At 67.8% G+C, this 16,843-nt stretch carries 13 protein-coding genes; 4 read left to right on the top strand and 9 right to left on the bottom strand.

Going from position 1 to position 16,843, the window contains the following annotated elements:
* Positions 1-86: 86 nt before the first annotated feature.
* The 6 genes from HW566_RS05085 to HW566_RS05110 all read right to left on the bottom strand — a co-directional run bounded on the left by HW566_RS05085 (position 87) and on the right by HW566_RS05110 (position 6,287).
* On the bottom strand, positions 87-1,334 hold the full coding sequence (locus tag HW566_RS05085) for a multidrug effflux MFS transporter (RefSeq protein WP_178010960.1): 1,248 nt from the start codon (positions 1,332-1,334) through the stop codon (positions 87-89).
* Positions 1,310-2,314: an aldo/keto reductase gene (locus HW566_RS05090; RefSeq protein WP_178010962.1), complete on the bottom strand. Its 1,005-nt coding sequence runs from the start codon at positions 2,312-2,314 to the stop codon at positions 1,310-1,312. Before HW566_RS05090 ends, HW566_RS05085 begins: the two co-directional genes overlap by 25 nt.
* A complete protein-coding gene (locus HW566_RS05095) occupies positions 2,311-3,201 on the bottom strand; it encodes a carbohydrate ABC transporter permease (protein WP_178010964.1) in 891 nt (296 codons plus the stop codon). Before HW566_RS05095 ends, HW566_RS05090 begins: the two co-directional genes overlap by 4 nt.
* A gap of 11 nt (positions 3,202-3,212) precedes the next feature.
* Positions 3,213-4,196, bottom strand: coding sequence for a carbohydrate ABC transporter permease (locus HW566_RS05100; RefSeq protein WP_178010966.1), 984 nt, complete (start codon positions 4,194-4,196; stop codon positions 3,213-3,215).
* 59 nt (positions 4,197-4,255) lie between these two features.
* Positions 4,256-5,557 (bottom strand): ABC transporter substrate-binding protein, encoded by a 1,302-nt coding sequence (locus HW566_RS05105; RefSeq protein ID WP_178010968.1) that lies wholly within the window; start codon positions 5,555-5,557, stop codon positions 4,256-4,258.
* A 73-nt stretch (positions 5,558-5,630) separates the two neighbouring features.
* The gene (locus HW566_RS05110) at positions 5,631-6,287 is read right to left on the bottom strand and encodes a ThuA domain-containing protein (RefSeq protein WP_178010969.1); all 657 of its coding nucleotides are present in this window, start codon (positions 6,285-6,287) and stop codon (positions 5,631-5,633) included.
* 39 nt (positions 6,288-6,326) lie between these two features.
* Here HW566_RS05110 and HW566_RS05115 point away from each other — a divergent pair, with 39 nt between their 5' ends.
* The 4 genes from HW566_RS05115 to HW566_RS05130 are packed head-to-tail and all read left to right on the top strand — an operon-like array spanning position 6,327 to position 10,106.
* Entirely contained in the window at positions 6,327-6,854 is a 528-nt protein-coding gene (locus HW566_RS05115) for a hypothetical protein (protein WP_178010971.1), read from the top strand.
* Positions 6,851-7,873, top strand: coding sequence for a LacI family DNA-binding transcriptional regulator (locus HW566_RS05120; protein ID WP_178010973.1), 1,023 nt, complete (start codon positions 6,851-6,853; stop codon positions 7,871-7,873). Before HW566_RS05115 ends, HW566_RS05120 begins: the two co-directional genes overlap by 4 nt.
* Positions 7,874-7,912: 39 nt before the next feature.
* The gene (locus HW566_RS05125) at positions 7,913-8,881 is read left to right on the top strand and encodes an aldo/keto reductase (protein ID WP_178010975.1); all 969 of its coding nucleotides are present in this window, start codon (positions 7,913-7,915) and stop codon (positions 8,879-8,881) included.
* The gene (locus tag HW566_RS05130) at positions 8,871-10,106 is read left to right on the top strand and encodes a multidrug effflux MFS transporter (protein ID WP_178010977.1); all 1,236 of its coding nucleotides are present in this window, start codon (positions 8,871-8,873) and stop codon (positions 10,104-10,106) included. The genes HW566_RS05125 and HW566_RS05130 overlap by 11 nt, the downstream gene beginning before the upstream one ends.
* On the opposite strand, the gene HW566_RS05135 is transcribed toward HW566_RS05130, so the two are convergent.
* The 3 genes from HW566_RS05135 to HW566_RS05145 all read right to left on the bottom strand — a co-directional run bounded on the left by HW566_RS05135 (position 10,099) and on the right by HW566_RS05145 (position 16,745).
* Positions 10,099-11,070, bottom strand: coding sequence for a hypothetical protein (locus tag HW566_RS05135; RefSeq protein WP_178010978.1), 972 nt, complete (start codon positions 11,068-11,070; stop codon positions 10,099-10,101). The genes HW566_RS05130 and HW566_RS05135 overlap by 8 nt on opposite strands.
* Before the next feature lie 566 nt (positions 11,071-11,636).
* Positions 11,637-12,802, bottom strand: a protein-coding gene (locus HW566_RS05140) for an IS3 family transposase (RefSeq protein ID WP_178009562.1) whose coding sequence is annotated in 2 segments (ribosomal slippage) — positions 11,637-12,515 and positions 12,518-12,802 — 1,164 coding nt in all. Because the reading frame shifts where the segments join, the coding sequence is not laid out codon by codon here.
* Between the two features lie 736 nt (positions 12,803-13,538).
* Positions 13,539-16,745: an RHS repeat domain-containing protein gene (locus tag HW566_RS05145; RefSeq protein WP_178010980.1), complete on the bottom strand. Its 3,207-nt coding sequence runs from the start codon at positions 16,743-16,745 to the stop codon at positions 13,539-13,541.
* Between the last annotated feature and the right edge of the window lie 98 nt (positions 16,746-16,843).

Here is a 16,843-nt window from a genome sequence, read left to right on the forward strand (position 1 = left end):
CTCCTATCGAGTGGTTCGGTTCTCCGGGGCGGATGCCGCGGACGAGAGGTCGACGTCGAGGTGCTGCTGCCAGACAAGCACAGACGTCACGCGTGGCGGGGTGGGGTTGCCGGCCGACCGACGAGGACGAGCGCCAGAACTGCCAGCAGCTCGAACCCGATCATCACCGCGGCGACGGGGACCGCCGAGGTGATTCCGATCAGACCGACGAGCGGCGTGGCGAGCGCTCCGACGCCGGTGTTGAGTCCTCCGAGCAGAGACGAAGCGACGCCGGCATGGTGGGTGACGCGGGACATGGCGAGCGTCTGGACGCAGGGCTTGGCGATGCCGAGCGCGAGGGTGAACAGCCACAGCGGGGGCAGAACCGCCCACAGCCCCCACCCCGTGCCGTGGAGGAGAAGCAGCGCCACCGGCGCCACGAGCAGGCTGACGGTCGCGAATGCCAGGAGCCGTCGGGCGGGCCACCAGGTGATCGCCAGCGACGCCAGCTGTGAGCCGGCGAGCATGAAGACCGCATGACTGGCGAAGGCGAGACCGTACTGCCACTGGCTGAGCCCCAACGTCTGCTGGAACAGGAACGACGACGAGCTCAGGTACGCGTACATCCCTCCCCAGGCGAACCCGCCCACCAGGGACAGCCCCATGAACTGCCGATCGAGGGCGACCGCGCGGTAACTCGCGAGGATCGGCGCGAGCCCCGGCTGCCGCCGGCGACTGGCGGGGAGCGTCTCGGCGAGGGTCGAGGCGGCGAGGATGCCGATGACAGCCGCATAGCCGGCGAGCGAGAAGAACACCCCCCGCCAGTCCATCACCAGCAACAGCTGCGAGCCGAGGAATGGCCCCACGACGATCGCGGTCCCGTAGATCAGCGCGAGATTGGCGAGCAGGCGCAGCATCTTCGTCCCGATGAAGAGGTCGCGGACGATCGCGATGGTGACGACGACCGTCGCGGCGGATGCCGCCCCCTGGAGGAACCTCGCCGCGATCAGGATCTCGATGGTCGGGGCTGTCGCACAAAGGACCGACGCCGCCACGTGGGCGACGCTCGACAGCACGAGCGGCAGTCGTCGTCCCACCCGATCGCTCCATGGTCCGATCGTCAGCTGGCCGAACATCATCCCGACCATCGCGCCGGTGAAGGTGAACTGCACGACGGCTTGCGACGCGTCGAACTCATCGCCGATGAGCGGGAAGGCGGGCAGATAGATGTCGACCGTCAGCGTGCCCAGCGTGTGAAGCAAGCCCAGCGTGATGACCAGAAGCGCATATCGCCGGCCGGCGGGTGAGACCGGCGCCCGATCGCGCTTGGTCACGACCGCGTCGGCAGCGGCCATGGGATCCACTCGGATGCCGGCGGGGTGAGCGCATCGAGCTCCACCCAGACGTCCTCATCGATGGGCACCCGGCTCAGCTCGAGGGCCGCGTCGATCTGTTCGGCGTAAAGCGCGCCGACGATCGTGGAGGTGACGCGCGGCTCGCGCAGGCTGAACTGCAGAGCGGCAGCGGCGAGCGGGATGCCGCGAGCCTGGAGGAGCGCCCCCATGCTCTCCGCTGCCGCGAGGATCGCCGGTCGCGCGGGCGCATAGTGGTAGATGTTCGTGATCGGCGGGTAGGAGGCGAGAAGCCCCCCTCCGTAGGGAGCGCCGTTCAGCACTCCCATCCCGAGCTCGCGCGCACGGTCCAGCACCGGCGCGGCCGATCGATCCACCAGCGTGTATCGGTTGTGCGTGATGACCGTCGAGAAGATGCCGAGGTCCATGTACTGCAGAAGCATCTCGACGGGCCCCCCCGAGATGCCGAGCGCACCGATGAGCCCCTCGTCCAGCATCCGCTTCATCTCATCCACCGGGCCCCCGGGCCCCGTCGCCTCGTCGAAGGTCGTGTTCTCGGGGTCGTGCAGATAGGCGATCGGCAGGCGGTCGAGCCCGAGTCTCTCGAGGCTCTCCTCGAGAGATCGACGGATGCGACTCCCCGAGAACTCGCCCGTCGTCATGTCGCGGTCGAGCTTGGTCTGCAGAACGAAGCCGTCCGGCAGCCCGCCGTTGCGCTCGATGACGTGGCCCAGGCGCTGCTCGCTCTCGCCTCCCCCGTAGTTGTTGGACGTGTCGGCGAAGTTGACCGGTCCGGCGAACAGCCGTTCGGCGGCGAGCTCGGTCTCGTGCAGGGTGGGAGCGGCCGGGCGGAAGCCCGGGACGCTGCTCCAGCCCGCCGTGCCGATGCACAGGCCCGTCACCTCGGGGCCGCCGGCCCAGAGCGGACGGCGAGCGGCGGAGTCGACGGCGGACGTCGTCGTGGTGGTCTGGTCGGTAGTCATCCTTTGAGTCCTCCGCTGAGTAGATCGAGTTTCCAGAAGCGCTGCAGCGACCCCATGAGCGCGATGATCGCGAGGATCGAGATCGCCGACCCGGTGATGACCGCCGAGTACAGAGCCGGCTCCGTCGAGCCGCGGTTCATCATCGTGTAGAAGCCCAGGGTGAGCGGAAAGCGCGAGTCGTCACTGAGCATCAGGTACGGGAGCAGGAAGTTGTTCCAGATCCAGATGAACTGGAGGAGGAACACCGTGACCAGGCCCGGCAGCATCATCGGGATGCCGATCGAGCCGAAGATTCGGACGTCGCTGGCCCCATCGATGCGCGCGGCCTCGATGGTCTCGTCCGGCACCGACGCGCTGGCGTAGATGCGGGTGAGGTAGATGCCGAACGGGCTGATGAGCACGGGCAGCAGCACCGAGATGTGCGTGTTCGCGAGCCCCAGCGCCGACATGACGAAGTACTGCGGGATGGCCAGGGTGATGCCGGGGATGAGCACCCCGGCGAGCAGGATCACGAAGATCGCGTTCTTGCCGCGGAACTCGTACTTCGCCAGCGCATAGCCGGCGAGGGCCGACACGAGCGTGGATCCGAGTGCACCGCCGCAGGCGTAGAGCAGCGAGTTCGCCGCCCACGCTCCGAAGATGCCCGAGGAGTATCCGAACAGGTCGCCGAGGTTCTGCAGCAGGCCGGTGCCGGGTTGGAAGGTCGGTGTGGTGAAGAGCTCGGAGCCGGCCTTCGTGGCGGCGATGAGCACCCAGGCGATCGGGATGACGCAGTAGAGCGCTCCGACGGCGAGGATGACGGTGGGCAGGATCGCCGCGCGCGGACGACGCCGCGCAGGCGATGCCGTCGCCCGGTTGGGCGTGGGACGTGAGGTGAGAGTGGTCATGATGGCTCCGGTCACTCGGTGAACGCGCGACGTTGGAAGAACTTCAGGACGAGAAGGGAGACGACGAGCGTGCCGATCGCGAGCACCACGGATGTGGCTGCCGCGCCATAGACGTTGTCGGTATGGAACGCATCCCGGTAGATCGACATCAGGGGGAAGAACGTCGACGAGATCGAGCTCGTGAGAGTGCGGAGGATCGTCGGCTCCGAATACACCTGCAGCGTGCCGATGAAGGCGAACAGTCCGGACAGCACCAGCGCCGGAGCGATCAGCGGGATCTTGATCTTCCACGCGATCTGCCACTCGGAGCACCCGTCGACGCGAGCCGAGTCGTAGATCTCCGCCGGTACCGCGCGGAGGGCCGTGAACATGATGATCATGTTGAAGCCGACGTGACCCCAGATCGCGATGTTCGCGAGGGACCCGAAGACCTCGGGGTATCCGAGGAAGTCGGTGGGCGGGATCCCGAAGATGCCAGTGACGGCGTTGAACGGCGTCGTGCTCGGCAGGTAGAGGAAGCCCCACAGCAGTGAAGCGATGACCCCAGGCACGGCGTAGGGCAGCAGGATCGCGATGCGCGACGGGCTGGCCAACGTCGTCCGCGGGTGATCGAGCAGCAGCGCGAAGGCGAGCGCGAGCAGCAGGGTGAGCGGCACGACCACGACGCCGTAGACGGCGAGCCGTCCGAACGACGCGAGCAGCTCGGGGTTCGACAGCGCCGCGGCGTAATTGTCGAGTCCCGCGAACACCTGCTCCCGGCGCCCGTAGGCGGACCCGCCCGCGACCGACCGTGTCTGGAAGGACAGGAAGACGGCGTACGCCAGCGGGATGACGAAGAAAGCCACGAACAGGACGATGGCCGGCACCATCATGAGGTAGGGCGTCGCGCGCGCGGACCGGCCGCGTCCGCGTCCGCCGCGTGGGGTGCGCAAGCGCGGGGGCAGCGGGGTCGGAGCCGCATCCGCGACCGGCGGAGTGGACAGGGTGACGGACATGATTGGCCTCTCTGCCGGCCCGGCGCGCTGAGGGCCGAGCCGGCGTTGATGAGTGCGGACTAGTTGACGGTGAAGCCGCTGGCTTCGAGGTCGTCGACCGTGGCCTGCTGAACGGCATCCAGCGCATCGGCGAACGACGATCCGTCTCGCAGCGCGCGGCCGATCTCGTCGCGGTACGCCGTGAAGGTCGCCACGGAGTTCGGCCCGTACGTCACGGATGCCGTGTTCTCGAGCACTGTCGCGAGAAGCCCGTAGTACTCCTCCTGGCCTTGGACGATGCTGCCGTCGGGGCCGGGCTCGTCGGCATATTCCTCGAGCCCGGCGAGCGACGCGATCGGAGCACCGACGTCGTGGAGCTCGGCGTTGCCCTCAGAAGTGGCACCCAGCCACTTCACGAACTCCGCGGCCTGCTCGGGGTGCTCGCTCGTCGTCGTGACGACGATGGTCGACGAGCCCATGTACCCGGTCGGGTCGCCCTCGTCCCACACCGGCAGCGGCGCGGCGCGCCACAGGCCCGCCTGTTCCGGCCCGATGTTCGTGACGAAGTTCGAGCCGCCCAGCCACGCGCCCGCCGGGAACGACAGCACCTTGCCGTCGGCCACGAGCTTGTAGAACTCAGGCGTCCACCACGGCTGCGCCGAGACGAGCTCGCTGTCGACGAGGCCCTGCCAGTAATCGGCCACCTTCTTGCTGGCGTCGTCGTTGATGTCGACGGACCACGTTCCGTCTTCCACGGTCCACCATTCGGCGCCGGCCTGCTGGGCGAGACCGGCGAACTTGCCGGCGTCGATGGGCGAGAACACGTTCATGAACACCGACGGGTCCTGCGCCTTGACCGTCTCGGCTGCCGTGCGGTACTCGGCCCACGTCTCGGGGACGTCGATGCCGAACTGCTCGAAGAGGTCCGGCCGGTAGAACAGCATCATCGGGCCGAGGTCGACAGGCACCCCGTACGTCGTTCCCTCCAGCGTCGTCAGATTCCAGACGGGCTCGGTGAACCGGTCCTCGGCGTCCGAGACGTACTGCGTGATGTCCTCGGCGATGCCGGACACCACGTACGAAGGCAGAGTCTGATACTCGGCGAGCGCGAGGTCCGGCCCCTCTCCGGCGCGGACGGCCGCGAGCAGCTTCGCGGTCTGCTCCTCGCCGATGCCGACGTTGCTGACCTTGATCTGGATGTTCGGGTTCTCGGCGTTCCACGCGTCGGCGTACGCCTCGGCGTTGCCCCACCACGTCCACCAGTCGAGCGTGACGACATCGTCGGTCGATGCGTCCGCGCCGGCATCCCCTCCGGCGCAACCGGCGAGCGCCAGAGCGATGATTCCAGCCACCGTCGTGGTGGCGAGCTTTCGTGACCGCACAGTTACCTCCTCGTAACTATTAAATCGATTTAACTCGATCAGGCACGACTGTAAAGCCGACGCCGCAGCCCCGTCAAGAGCGAATCCGGATGCGGCTGAGCCACGCCACCTCGCGACGGAACAGCTCGACGCGGCCCGGCGAGTCGTACGACTCGACCGCGTGACCGAGTCCGTCGTAGACCGCTCGACGCCCGTCATCCGCTTCCAGTGCCCACGCGAGTTCGTGACGCACGCCGTCCTCGACGTGCTCGGCGAGGGCCACGCCGGAGTCTCGGGTCAGGCGCGAGTACCGCTCGTCGTAGACAGCGAACGGATCGAGCTCATGCGTGATCTCATGGCCGCGCAACACGTGGATCGCGCTCGTTCCGATCTGCGGATGCCCCGAGATGCCCGGCTCCCAGCGACCACCGATGATCTGCCGCCACACAGGCTGATCGGCGAACGCGATGGCCGCGGAGTGCAGGGCCAGTACGGGCACGCGCTCGTCGAGGATGCGGTTCAGCCCCCGAGCGGTCCGCGCCTCGCGCGGGTCGGGGTGCGATCCCCTCCCCGCGATGTTCACCACCAGCAGGTCCGGCGCGGCATCGACGCCCGCCAGCAGATCGTCGGTGAGCTCGGTGTCGAACCCCCACCCCCGCAGCAGCTCCGAGACGCGCTCCGACGTGGCACCGAGGCCGTGCCACAGATCACGGTACGGCTCCATTCCGGTCAGGATCATCGCACTGGGCATCAGTCCTCCATAAATCGATTTTTCGAATATACTCGGGCCATGGCAACGGTGCAGCAGCAAGTCGTCGCCCCCGCGACGGGGGTTCTGTCCTTCGGCGCTCACGACCCGGTCGCCGCCGTCGCCGTGCACTACGAGACCATCGCGCTCGTCCGAGGGCCCGGCGCGGTCGCTGCCGTCGGCACCCCCTTCGCCGACGCGCACACACATCACGGTGATACGGGAAGCCGCCTGGTGTCCGGGTATCTGGGCCTCGAAGCGCCGGCTGGCGCGGACGTCGTCCATGTGACGAGCCACGGTCGCGTCGTGGCATCGGTCGTCGCCCGCGACGCGACCACGCTCGTCATCGAGCGGACGGGTGACGCGACCTGGAAACAGGGCGGGTTCGCCGTCGTGGGCACGGAGCTCGGCTCGCTGCATCCCGAGGCCGATCGCGATGTCGTCGTCGGCGAGAATGTCGTCGTGTACCTCGTTCACGGCCCCGCGCCCGAGAAAGTCCTGGCCCGCACTGCGGACCTCCGCGTCCGCGCACGGCTCGACGGCCGCCCGATGCCTGCGGGGCCGGCATGACGTCAGTCGCGCCGGGCCAGCAGGTCAGCGTCCGTGACGTGGCGCGGCTGGCCGGCGTCTCGCCCGGCACGGTCTCGAACGCCCTGAACCACCCGCAGCGCGTCACCGAGCAGACCCGCGTCCGGGTGGAGCAGGCGATCGACAAGCTCGGCTTCGTCCGTAACCATGCCGCGCGACAGCTGCGCGTCGGCCGCAGCCGCATGGTCGGCCTCGTGGTGCTGGATATGTCCAACCCCTTCTTCACCGACGTCGCGCGCGGCGCCGACGACGCGTGCGAGGCCTTCGGAACCGCCGTGCTCGTGGGCAACAGCGACCAGAGCGCGGACCGCGAAGCGCGCTACCTCGACGCGTTCGAGGAGCAGCGCGTCCGTGGTGTGCTGCTCTCGCCGATGACCGAGGATCTGGCGCGCGTCGAAAGGCTGTCCGCGCAGGGCATCCCCGTCGTCCTCGTGGACCGTGCGGCACCATCGGGCTCGCACATCCCCTCCGTGTCCGTGGACGACGAACGCGGAGGATGGCTCGCCGCCCAGCACCTGATCGAGTCGGGACGGCGGCGGATCGCCTTCATCGGCAACTCGAACCCCGCCCTCCACCAGACGCGCGATCGGCTCGCCGGCGTCCGCCGCGCGGTCGCCGGTGCGAGCGGGGTGACGCTCGAGACGATCGCACCGCCGGACGCCTCCCTCTCCGCCGGCGTCCGGGCGGCGCGGACCCTCGTGGACCGACCGGAGAGCGAGCGTCCCGACGGCGTCGTCTGCCCCACCGATGTCATCGCGCTCGGCGTGCTGCACGCGCTCATCATGGCCGGCATCCGCGTGCCGATCGACGTGGCTGTGACCGGCTACGACGACATCGAGACCGCCGAGACCGCCGCGGTCCCCCTGACGACCGTGCGCCAGCCGGCCCGAGAGATGGGCGAGACGGCCATCCGACTGCTCGAGGCGACCTTCACCGGGCTCGACGTCGGCGAAAGCCACGTCGTGTTCCAGCCGGAGCTCGTCGTCCGAGGCAGCTCCTGATCCTCCTGCTTCCCCGTCCGCTCGAAAGGCAGCACCCGCATGAAGTACACCCGTCTCGGCCGCGCCGGCGCCGTCGTGAGTCGCATCGCATTGGGAACCATGAACATGGGCCCGGTGATCGACGAGGAGGAATCCTTCTCGATCTTGGACGAAGCGTTCGAGCGCGGGGTGACGTTCCTCGACACCGCCGACGTCTACGGCGGCTCACCCTGGGGAGACGAGCCCGGTCAGACCGAAGCACTCGTCGGGCGGTGGTTCGAGTCTCGCGGTCGCCGCGACGACATGGTCCTCGCCACCAAGGTCTACGGCACGATGGGCGACGGAAGGAACGATCGCGGTCTCTCCTCGGTGCACATCCGCGCGGCCGTCGAGAACTCGCTCCGACGGCTGCAGACCGATCGCATAGACCTGTACCAGATGCACCACATCGACCGTCACGTGCAGGTCGACGAGGTCCTCGACGCCTTCACGCGCCTGCGCGATCAGGGCAAGATCCTGTACCTCGGGTCGTCGAACTTCGCCGGTTGGCACATCGCCCAGTACCGGGAGGTCGCCGCCGCCACCGGGCAGACGCCCCTCGTCACGGAACAGTCCCTCTACAACCTTGCCCAGCGGTCGGTCGAGCTCGAGGTCGCGCCGGCCGCCGAGTCATACGGGATGGGCCTCCTGCCCTGGTCGCCGCTCGCCGGCGGCGAGCTGGCGGGGATCCTCCGCAAGAGCGACACGTCGCGTAGCGATGCATCGCGCCTGAGTCCGGAACGAACCGCGCAGATCCGCGAGTACGAACGGTTCGCCGACGAGCGGGGAATCGATCCTGCGACGCTCGGCATCGCCTGGCTGCTGCACCAGCCCGTCGTCACCGCCCCCATCGTCGGACCGCGGCGACGGGGACACATGCTGAGTGCGCTGGATGCCGTCGACGTCGAGCTCAGCGGCGACGACCTCGCCGCGCTCGACCGGATGTGGCCGGGCCCCGGAGCGCCCGCGCCGGAGGCGTATGCCTGGTAGGCCGCAGGCTTCCTCGCTCACGACCACCGCGTTCATCGTGCTCGGATTCGTCCAAGCACTGTGGCCGCTCACCATGGACCTCTATCTGCCCTCGTTCCCGATGATCGAGAGCGATCTCGGAGCGGCCCCGGCGATGGTGTCGCTCACGCTCACCGGCGCTTTCATCGGGATGGCCGCCGGACAGCTCACGGCAGGGCCGCTGTCCGACCGAATCGGTCGGATGCGTCCGCTGCTGGGTGCGCTGGGGGTCTACGTCGTGGCATCCATCGGCTGCGCCCTGGCGCCGTCTGTCGAGGTCCTCATCGCCTCCCGCGTCGCCCAGGGCATCGGGTCGTCGGCGGGCGCGGTGATCACCCTCGCGATCGTGCGGGACTGTGCGGCAGGTGCCCGGATGGTGCGGCTGCTCGCGCGACTGCAGCTCATCAACGGCTCGTTCGTCGTGCTCTCGCCGGCCCTCGGCGCGGTACTGCTTGGCGCGACCGACTGGCGTGGGCTGTTCTGGATCCTGGTCGCCTTCGGCGCACTGCTCGTCACCGTGGTCGCGCTCACCGTCGCGCGGAACGAGACGCTGCCGCGGGAACGTCGACGCGCGCGAGACCTGCACCTCCTGGCGACCGACTACCTCGCGCTTATGCGCGATCGCGCGTACGCCGTCGTCCTGATCGCGAACACGCTGATCTGGGCCGGGATGATGGGCTACATGGCCTCGTCGTCCTTCTTGTTCCAGGGCGTCTACGGCCTGGACGCGACGACGTACGCGGTGATCTTCGGAGGACACGGTGCGGTGATGATCGCGGCGGCGCAAGCGAGCGCTGTGCTCGCCGGGCGCTTCGGCCCTGCGCGTGTCGCGAGGGTCGGCGCGGCGTTGGCGGGGATCTCGGCTCTGAGCCTCGTCGTCTCCGTCACGCTCGCTCCCCCGGCGACGCTGATCGCCTTCCTCATCCCCCTGTTCGGCTTCACCGGCGCCTTCGGAGTCCTCGGCCCGTGCCTGCAGGCCATCGCGTTGGAATCGCACGCGGAACGCGCGGGCACGGCGGCCTCGATCCTGGGCGCCGCGAGCATGATCGCGGGCGCGGTCGCGGCGCCGCTGGTGGCAGGGTTCGGGATCGGGTCGGCGATTCCCGCATCCGCCTTTCTCGCGGCGTGCGCGGTGGCGGCATGCACCGTCGTTCTGATCGGCTACCGGTCGAGCAGGAACCGGCGCGCGGGAGCGGCGACTAGATGAACGGGCGCTCGTCGAGGATCGTCACGAGCGAACGTTCTCCGACATCGAGACGATCGGGAAGATGGCGGCTGAGCTCGGCAACGAGACAGACCCGAGCCTGAAGGACGTGGAGGTCTCCCGCCGCCGCATCGGGGTCCTCGAACGCGACCGCAGCTCGCTCGGCCAGGTCGACGAGGCATTCGGTGACCTCGACGGGTCGATGCCCCCCGTCACCGGAGCGAGCGACGGAGTACACCCAGTCGAGCTGGCGGAACCCCCAGTCGGCTCTCTCTCCTCCCACGACGGCCGCGGTGTCTCGGTACAGCGCCAGACCGGTATCGACGACCCGCGTCGGATACGGCCACGGTCGCCCGAGATGCGTGAGCAGGAAGTGGAGGTGGAAGCTGCAGGCGAGGTTGCCGAACAGCCCCGGGAAATCGTCGAGATCACCCATCGCGCCCCTGCGCCAGAGCCCTGTCGAGGGGTCGACATTCTCAGCGAGCCAATCCAGATACGCGTCGAGCCAGAGGCGGCGAGCTCGCGCATCGACGGCCTCGGTCGAGAGGCCGATCGCGAGCACGCCCGCCGCATCGTGAGACGTCAACCACGGGTCGCTCCAGTCGAGCTGGTCCAGGAAGGGTCGGACCGACTCTGCCCGAAGAAGCGGCGCGACGGCCGACGGCTCCGGCGAGCTGCCTCCGAGAGCGCGCAGCGTCGTCAGCGCCGTCGCGGCCCGGTGGTGAACCCCGTGGGTCGGGTCGGCGAAGGTCCCGTCCGCCTGGCGGAAGTCGAGGATGCCCGAGCGGAGCGTTGCGGCGAGCTCACCTTCCGGGCGCTCTCCCAGACCGATCAGGATGCCGACCGCGGCCGCCGTGCCGTAGAGATCGTGGTCGATGCTCTCGGCGAGCCTCGCGTAGCCGTGGCCACGAGCGCGCCCCTCGAGTGTTCGGCGCGCGGAGCTCAAGAACCGCTCGAACGAGATCATGACCACAGCCTCCCCTCACGTGATCGACAAAGCAAACGGGCGCGACGAGCGCGGAGACGGGGCAAGAGGCCTGTCATCGAGGGAGTGTAGGAGCGGGGCTTCGGAGCCGATCGGCTCACGCCTTCGTGATGCGTGGGTCGATCCCGGCGCAAAATGCGCCGGAGAGCCTTCGGGATCTCGAGAAGCTCGCGAGTCTCAAGGTGGGTTTGGCTGATGCGCTCGGCCAAGAGTTGACTCCGCACCGCCTGAGTCGACGGCTGGATGCGTGTGTGGTGGCCGAGATTGTCGCGCGGTACGAAGCAGGCGCCACCACACCCGCGCTCTGCGTGGAGTACTCGATGAGTCGGGTCAGATCGTACGGTCACCGTTCAATCTCGAATCGCCACCTCGGGTTGGCGAATCGTTGCCCCGACCGTCATCGGTTCTGCGCTGGTTGTAGGACGGGAAGTAGGCTCTGCCGCCACCCACGTCGTAAGCCTGCACGCGGTCGACGAGCGCGTTGCGGTAGAACACATCGATCCATTTGCGCCACCGGGACTGCTGCACGGATAGGTGACAGTTTCTAGTCACGCCGCGAGAGCGGCTGGCGTGTTCATGATGGCTTCGAACTCGACTGGGGTCAAACGGCCCAGGCGGGGTTGTCGGCGGCGTCGGTGGTAGGTCCGCTCGATCCAGGTCACGACTGCGATCCGCAGCTCTTCGCGGGTGCCCCAGGTGCGGCGGTTGAGGACGTTCTTCTGCAGCAGCGCGAAGAACGATTCCATCGCGGCGTTGTCGCCGGCGGCACCGACGCGGCCCATGGATCCCACCATCCGGTGGTGGCTGATCTCGCGGAGGAACTTCCGGCTGCGAAACTGCGATCCTCTGTCGCTGTGGATGACGCAGCCGGCGACGTTCCCGCGCATCGCGACCGCGTTGCGGAGTGCGTTGACCGCGAGGTGTGACTTCATCCTCGAGTCGATGGAGTAGCCGACGATCTTTCCGGAAAATACGTCCTTGATCGCGCAGAGATAGAGCTTGCCCTCACCGGTCGGGTGCTCGGTGATGTCGGTCAGCCACAGTTGGTTCGGACCGGTGGCAGTGAAATCCCGCTCGACGAGGTCGTCGTGCACGGGTGGGCCGACCTTGCCGCCCTTGCCGCGGCGACGTTTCCCGAAGGTGCTCCACCAGCCGTTGCTCGAGGCGATCCGCCACGCGGTGCGATCCGCCATCGCTTCACCCACCTCGCGGGCCTCATCGGCGAGCAGCCGGTGCCCGAACTCGGGGTCGTCACGGTGCGCGTCGAACAACGCGTTGGCGCGATACGCCTCGATCACCTCGGCGTCGGTGATGGGGCCCGCGAGCCACCGGTAGTAGGGCTGGCGGGCGAGCTTGAGAACCCGGCACGTCACCGCGACGGGGATCCCGTCGGCGGCGAGCTCGGTCACGAGCGGGTAGAGCCTTTTCCCGGCAGGTTCGCCTGCGACAGATACGCCGCCGCCCGCCGCAGCACCTCGTTCTCCTGCTCCAGCAACCGGATCCGCTTACGCGCCTCCCGCAGCTCCGTGGACTCGGTGCGGGTCTGACCGGGCTTGGCACCCTCGTCGATGTTCGCGCGACGCATCCACTTCTGCAGCGTCATCGGGTGAACACCGAAGTCCTTCGCGATCTGCTCGATCGTCATTCCGGGCTCGCGGTTGCGCGCGACGCGGACCACGTCGCTACGGAACTCGCTCGGGTACGGCTTGGGCACGGCAACATCCTTCCAGGCCGACCCTCCGGGCAAGCCAGATCAGATGTCACCTACTCGTGCAGCAGTCCCAACTGTTCGACGTGTCCCGCACCACGATCTACCGCGAGCTCAGCCGCGCAACGAACTGACGCGGATACGCTCGACAGCGCGGATGGTGCGTTGACCGGTTGAGATCACCATCGTTTACGGCGAGGTCCGGTCGGAACGCCGCTTCGCGGCGCCACGGTCCGTCAGTGTCTTCAGCGCGCCAGCAAAACCGCCTCAGAGAAGAAGCGCGCCGAGATCGGCCACGACGGACCACCGCTCAGACACCCCAGCCGCCGACAAGCCAAGGTGCGTACCACCGCACTACCCCCGCTGGTAGGTGTACCCGGTGCCGCTGATGTCACGGACGATGGCGGTGAGGTTTCCGAGTCCATCGGAGACGTAGAGGTCATCACGCTTGGATGGCGTTGATGATCAGCCATACAAGGAACACCGTTGCGCCAAAGTTGATCACTGTCGCAACCGCCCGGAGAGCCGCTGTCCACGTCGTACGTTCGAGGACACGCCAAAGCAGAGCCGAAGTCAGGATAGCCAGGGCTCCCGCTGACAGCACACGTGGGAAGAGAGAAGCGCGATCTACCACTCCTACGGCCTGCCCGACGAGCGCCAGCGCACCGACCACGAGCAGGGATGCAGCGACCGTCATGATGAGCCCAGTCGGTGCCTTCTGATCCCGTTCGTCCGCCATCTATCAACACCCCAACTCGGAAATAACAAGCCAGAATACGCTTACTCCAGCGCCGACCAACGCGCCCGGGAGATTGCCAAAAGCGGCACCCACAGCGAGGCCCCAGGCGAATGAGTGAACAACGCCGGTGACGCCAGCGACGGTACTGCATGTGTTGCGCCCAGTCGGGTCCGTCTGGTTGATGGGGTCGGCGCCGGCGTAGGCGTAGCGGTTGGCGTTGACCGGGTCGATGGGTGCGTCGAGGGTGTCTTGCTGGGTCCACCGGCCGATGGTGGTGTTGTACCAGCGGTTGCCGAAGAGGATCCATCCGGTGGCGCGGTCTTGGATGCCGCCCTTGAACAGGAACGGGTTTTGGGAGGTGCCGGCGCCGCCGCTGGTGGAGGTGAGGGTGGGGAGCCCGTACGGGTCGTACTGGTAGGTGTATCCGGTGCCGCCGGTGTCTCGGACGATGGCGGTGGGGTTCCCGAGCCCGTCGTACACGTAGAGGCTGACGGTGCCGGTGGAAGTGCGCAGCATCAGCGGCTGCCCCGTCACCGGGTCGTTCTCCAGGTACGCCGTCACCGACCCGACCTGCGCCTGCTCGAGGATGGGCTGGCCGACCTGGTTGGTGCGGCCGTAGGTGAGCTTGCGTGTCGCGGTTTCGTTCTGCTGTTGAAGGATCTCGACCTGGCTGGTCCCGGCGTACTTATATGTGAAAGATCCGGCAGGGGTGGTGACCCCGGTCATCTGTTCGGCACCGTTGTATGCGTACGTGCCGGAGGGGTCGGCGGTGAGGTTGCCGGCACCGTCGAAGGTGTGCCCGGTGGTGGTGACCTGGTTGCCGGCGTTGAAGGTGAGAGTCTGCGAGCTCGTCGTGCCGCCAGTGGTGTTCGCCGTCAGCCGGTTCCCGCGGGCGTCGTACGTGTACGTCCACGACGTCGGGTTCGTGCCCCCGGCCTGAGTGGCGGAGGCCAGGCGTCCCGCGGTGTCGTAACCGTAGGTGGTCGACTGACCGGTCTTGTTATCGAGCTGCCATTGCAGCTTCGACCGGTCCCCGCTCGTGGCGGTGCCGCAGGTGGGGGCGGCGGTGCCGGTGTTGTAGCAGTAGGAGATGTCGCTGACGGTGACGGGGTTGCCGGCACTGTTGACGGTCTCCGCGATCGCGCGGGACACCCGCCCGGACTTGTCGTACTCCTGCTTGCTGTGCGCCTTCCAGGCGGTGTTGCTGGTGTTGGAGTCCAGCCAGGTGTCGGTGCGTCGGCCCTGATCATCGACGGCGAAGTTCAGCAGGCCCGTCCCGGAGTCGTCCGGGTAGGTCATCGAGACCGGGATGCCGGAAGCATCGAAGGTGTTCGTGGTGGTGCCGCGGCTGTCGGTGGTGGAGACGAGGTTGGAGGCCTTGTCGTACCCATAAGTGATGGTGCCGCCGGCGAACGTGTTGACCCGGGAGGTGAGGCGACCCAGCTGGTCGTACCCGTACGTGGTTGTGCCGTTGCCATCTACGCGGGTCTTCTGACGGCCGTTGTCGTCGTAGGTGTTCGTCACGGTCGCCGTCCCCCCGGTGAACGCGGTCGACAGCAACCGGTCCGCGTTGTCATACGTGTAGGTCAGGGTCACGCCCTTGCCATCGGTTGCGGTGCGAACCCGGCCGAACGCGTCGTAGGTGAACGCCTTCGCACCCAGCGAGGACCCGGTGACGGGGGTGAGCGCATTGAGCTGGAAGTCGCTGTTGTAGCCGTAGGTGGTCTTGTTCGACCCGTTCCCCGGAGCGAGCGCTGTCGCGAGCGTGCCGTTGGTGTTGTAGGTCAGCGTCGACGTCGCCGCCAGAGCGTTCGACGACGTCAGTGCGTTACCGGCACCGTTGTAGGTGTACGTCGTGGTGTTCCCCGACCCGTCCGTCGACGAGGACGGAAGATACTTCGTCGACGCCGCCGTGTTCGCATACGCCGCGGACTCGGTGGAGCCAGTCGGAGACTGCAGCGACGTGCGAGAGTCGCCGTTGTTGGCGTCGTACCCGGCGGTGGTCGTGCCAGCAGTCGCGCCCGACCCTTGGGTTGCTGTCGCGACATCGCCGTTGCCGGTGTAGGTCGCCGCGCGGGCGCGCCCGAGCTCGTCGGTCGATGCGGTCACCAGCTTCGAAGTCGCGTTGACCGTGTAGGTGATGCGGGGGACGGTGTTCACCGCCGCGGCCTCGTTCGTGTTCGGCTGCGCCACAAGGGTCTGCGTCGCCGATGGGTACGCGAACCGGGTGACCGAGGTCCCCGGGGAACCAGCCGAGGTGTTCGCGCGGGAGATGGCGGTGACCTTGCGGGAATTCTGGTTGTCGTACGTGATCGTCATCACACCGCCATCAGGCGCCGTGATCGAAGTCAACGTGTTCGCCGGCCCATACCCGAACACGGTGTCCTTACCCGTGAGGTCGGTGATCTTCGTCAGATTCGCGGAACCGTCACGGGTGTACACCATCGACCGCGACAAACCACCGGAGGACTGCGACACCGTCGTGGTCGTCGTCGACGTGGTGATCGTCGCCGTCCGCGCAGCTGTCGGGCCGGCGGTGGAGGTGACGGTCATGGTCGACCCGTACGCCAGGGCGGTGGTGTTGCCGTTGCGATCCGCGATCGACACCGCCCGCCCATCCGCGTTGAATGTCGCCACGACACTGGACTCACGGAACGTGAGCCGGTAATCCGTGCCGACCTTCACCAGATCCGCCTTCACCCCCGCCGGAGACGCAAACGCTGTCGTCGAACCCGACACCGGGGTGAACGACCAGCGGGTGCCATCAGCTGCGGTGTACTCCACCACGCCCGACGCCGCACCGGAGTTGAGGCCGCCGATGCCCTGCACCCCGAACGTCCACCGCGACGCCGCCACCGGACTCACCGGACCACTCGTCGGGGTGAGAGAGCTGTAGGACTCACTGAACCCCACCTGCTGCGTCACACCCGGGAGGCTGAGCCCGGTGGTCTGAACCCGGAAGTTCCCGGTCCCCACGTCCACGAACGCGGTCACCGAATCGGAGACTGGGAACTGAAGCTCTGTCGCGCCCGGACGGTCCCCGCCCGCGCCGACGTCATACCCACCCGCGGGGAGACCGAAGGTCACCACCAGCGGCACCGCTGACGAAGGCGACACCGCCGTGAACGTCAACGCGGCCGCGAGAAGCGCAACACTGAACCCGATCGACCTCACCCGAAAAGAACCCCGACGAGACAGCACAAAACCCACAACGCCCCCGAACAGTCACAACCCCGATAATGACCACACACCGACCTGCGCGACTCTGCGTAAGCGGCGGCTCACCGTACCGCGAACACCCAGCCCAC

The organism is Microbacterium oleivorans (genome assembly GCF_013389665.1).
GTDB lineage: Bacteria > Actinomycetota > Actinomycetes > Actinomycetales > Microbacteriaceae > Microbacterium > Microbacterium oleivorans_C.

What these genes read in the sequence shown, in the direction of transcription:
- HW566_RS05100 (WP_178010966.1), bottom strand. Translation starts at nt 4,196, where the DNA reads ATGTCCGTCACCCTGTCCACTCCGCCGGTCGCGGATGCGGCTCCGACC.
- HW566_RS05130 (WP_178010977.1), top strand. Translation starts at nt 8,871, where the DNA reads ATGCCTGGTAGGCCGCAGGCTTCCTCGCTCACGACCACCGCGTTCATC.
- HW566_RS05120 (WP_178010973.1), top strand. Translation starts at nt 6,851, where the DNA reads ATGACGTCAGTCGCGCCGGGCCAGCAGGTCAGCGTCCGTGACGTGGCG.
- HW566_RS05085 (WP_178010960.1), bottom strand. Translation starts at nt 1,334, where the DNA reads ATGGCCGCTGCCGACGCGGTCGTGACCAAGCGCGATCGGGCGCCGGTC.
- HW566_RS05135 (WP_178010978.1), bottom strand. Translation starts at nt 11,070, where the DNA reads ATGATCTCGTTCGAGCGGTTCTTGAGCTCCGCGCGCCGAACACTCGAG.
- HW566_RS05110 (WP_178010969.1), bottom strand. Translation starts at nt 6,287, where the DNA reads ATGCCCAGTGCGATGATCCTGACCGGAATGGAGCCGTACCGTGATCTG.
- HW566_RS05125 (WP_178010975.1), top strand. Translation starts at nt 7,913, where the DNA reads ATGAAGTACACCCGTCTCGGCCGCGCCGGCGCCGTCGTGAGTCGCATC.
- HW566_RS05095 (WP_178010964.1), bottom strand. Translation starts at nt 3,201, where the DNA reads ATGACCACTCTCACCTCACGTCCCACGCCCAACCGGGCGACGGCATCG.
- HW566_RS05115 (WP_178010971.1), top strand. Translation starts at nt 6,327, where the DNA reads ATGGCAACGGTGCAGCAGCAAGTCGTCGCCCCCGCGACGGGGGTTCTG.
- HW566_RS05090 (WP_178010962.1), bottom strand. Translation starts at nt 2,314, where the DNA reads ATGACTACCGACCAGACCACCACGACGACGTCCGCCGTCGACTCCGCC.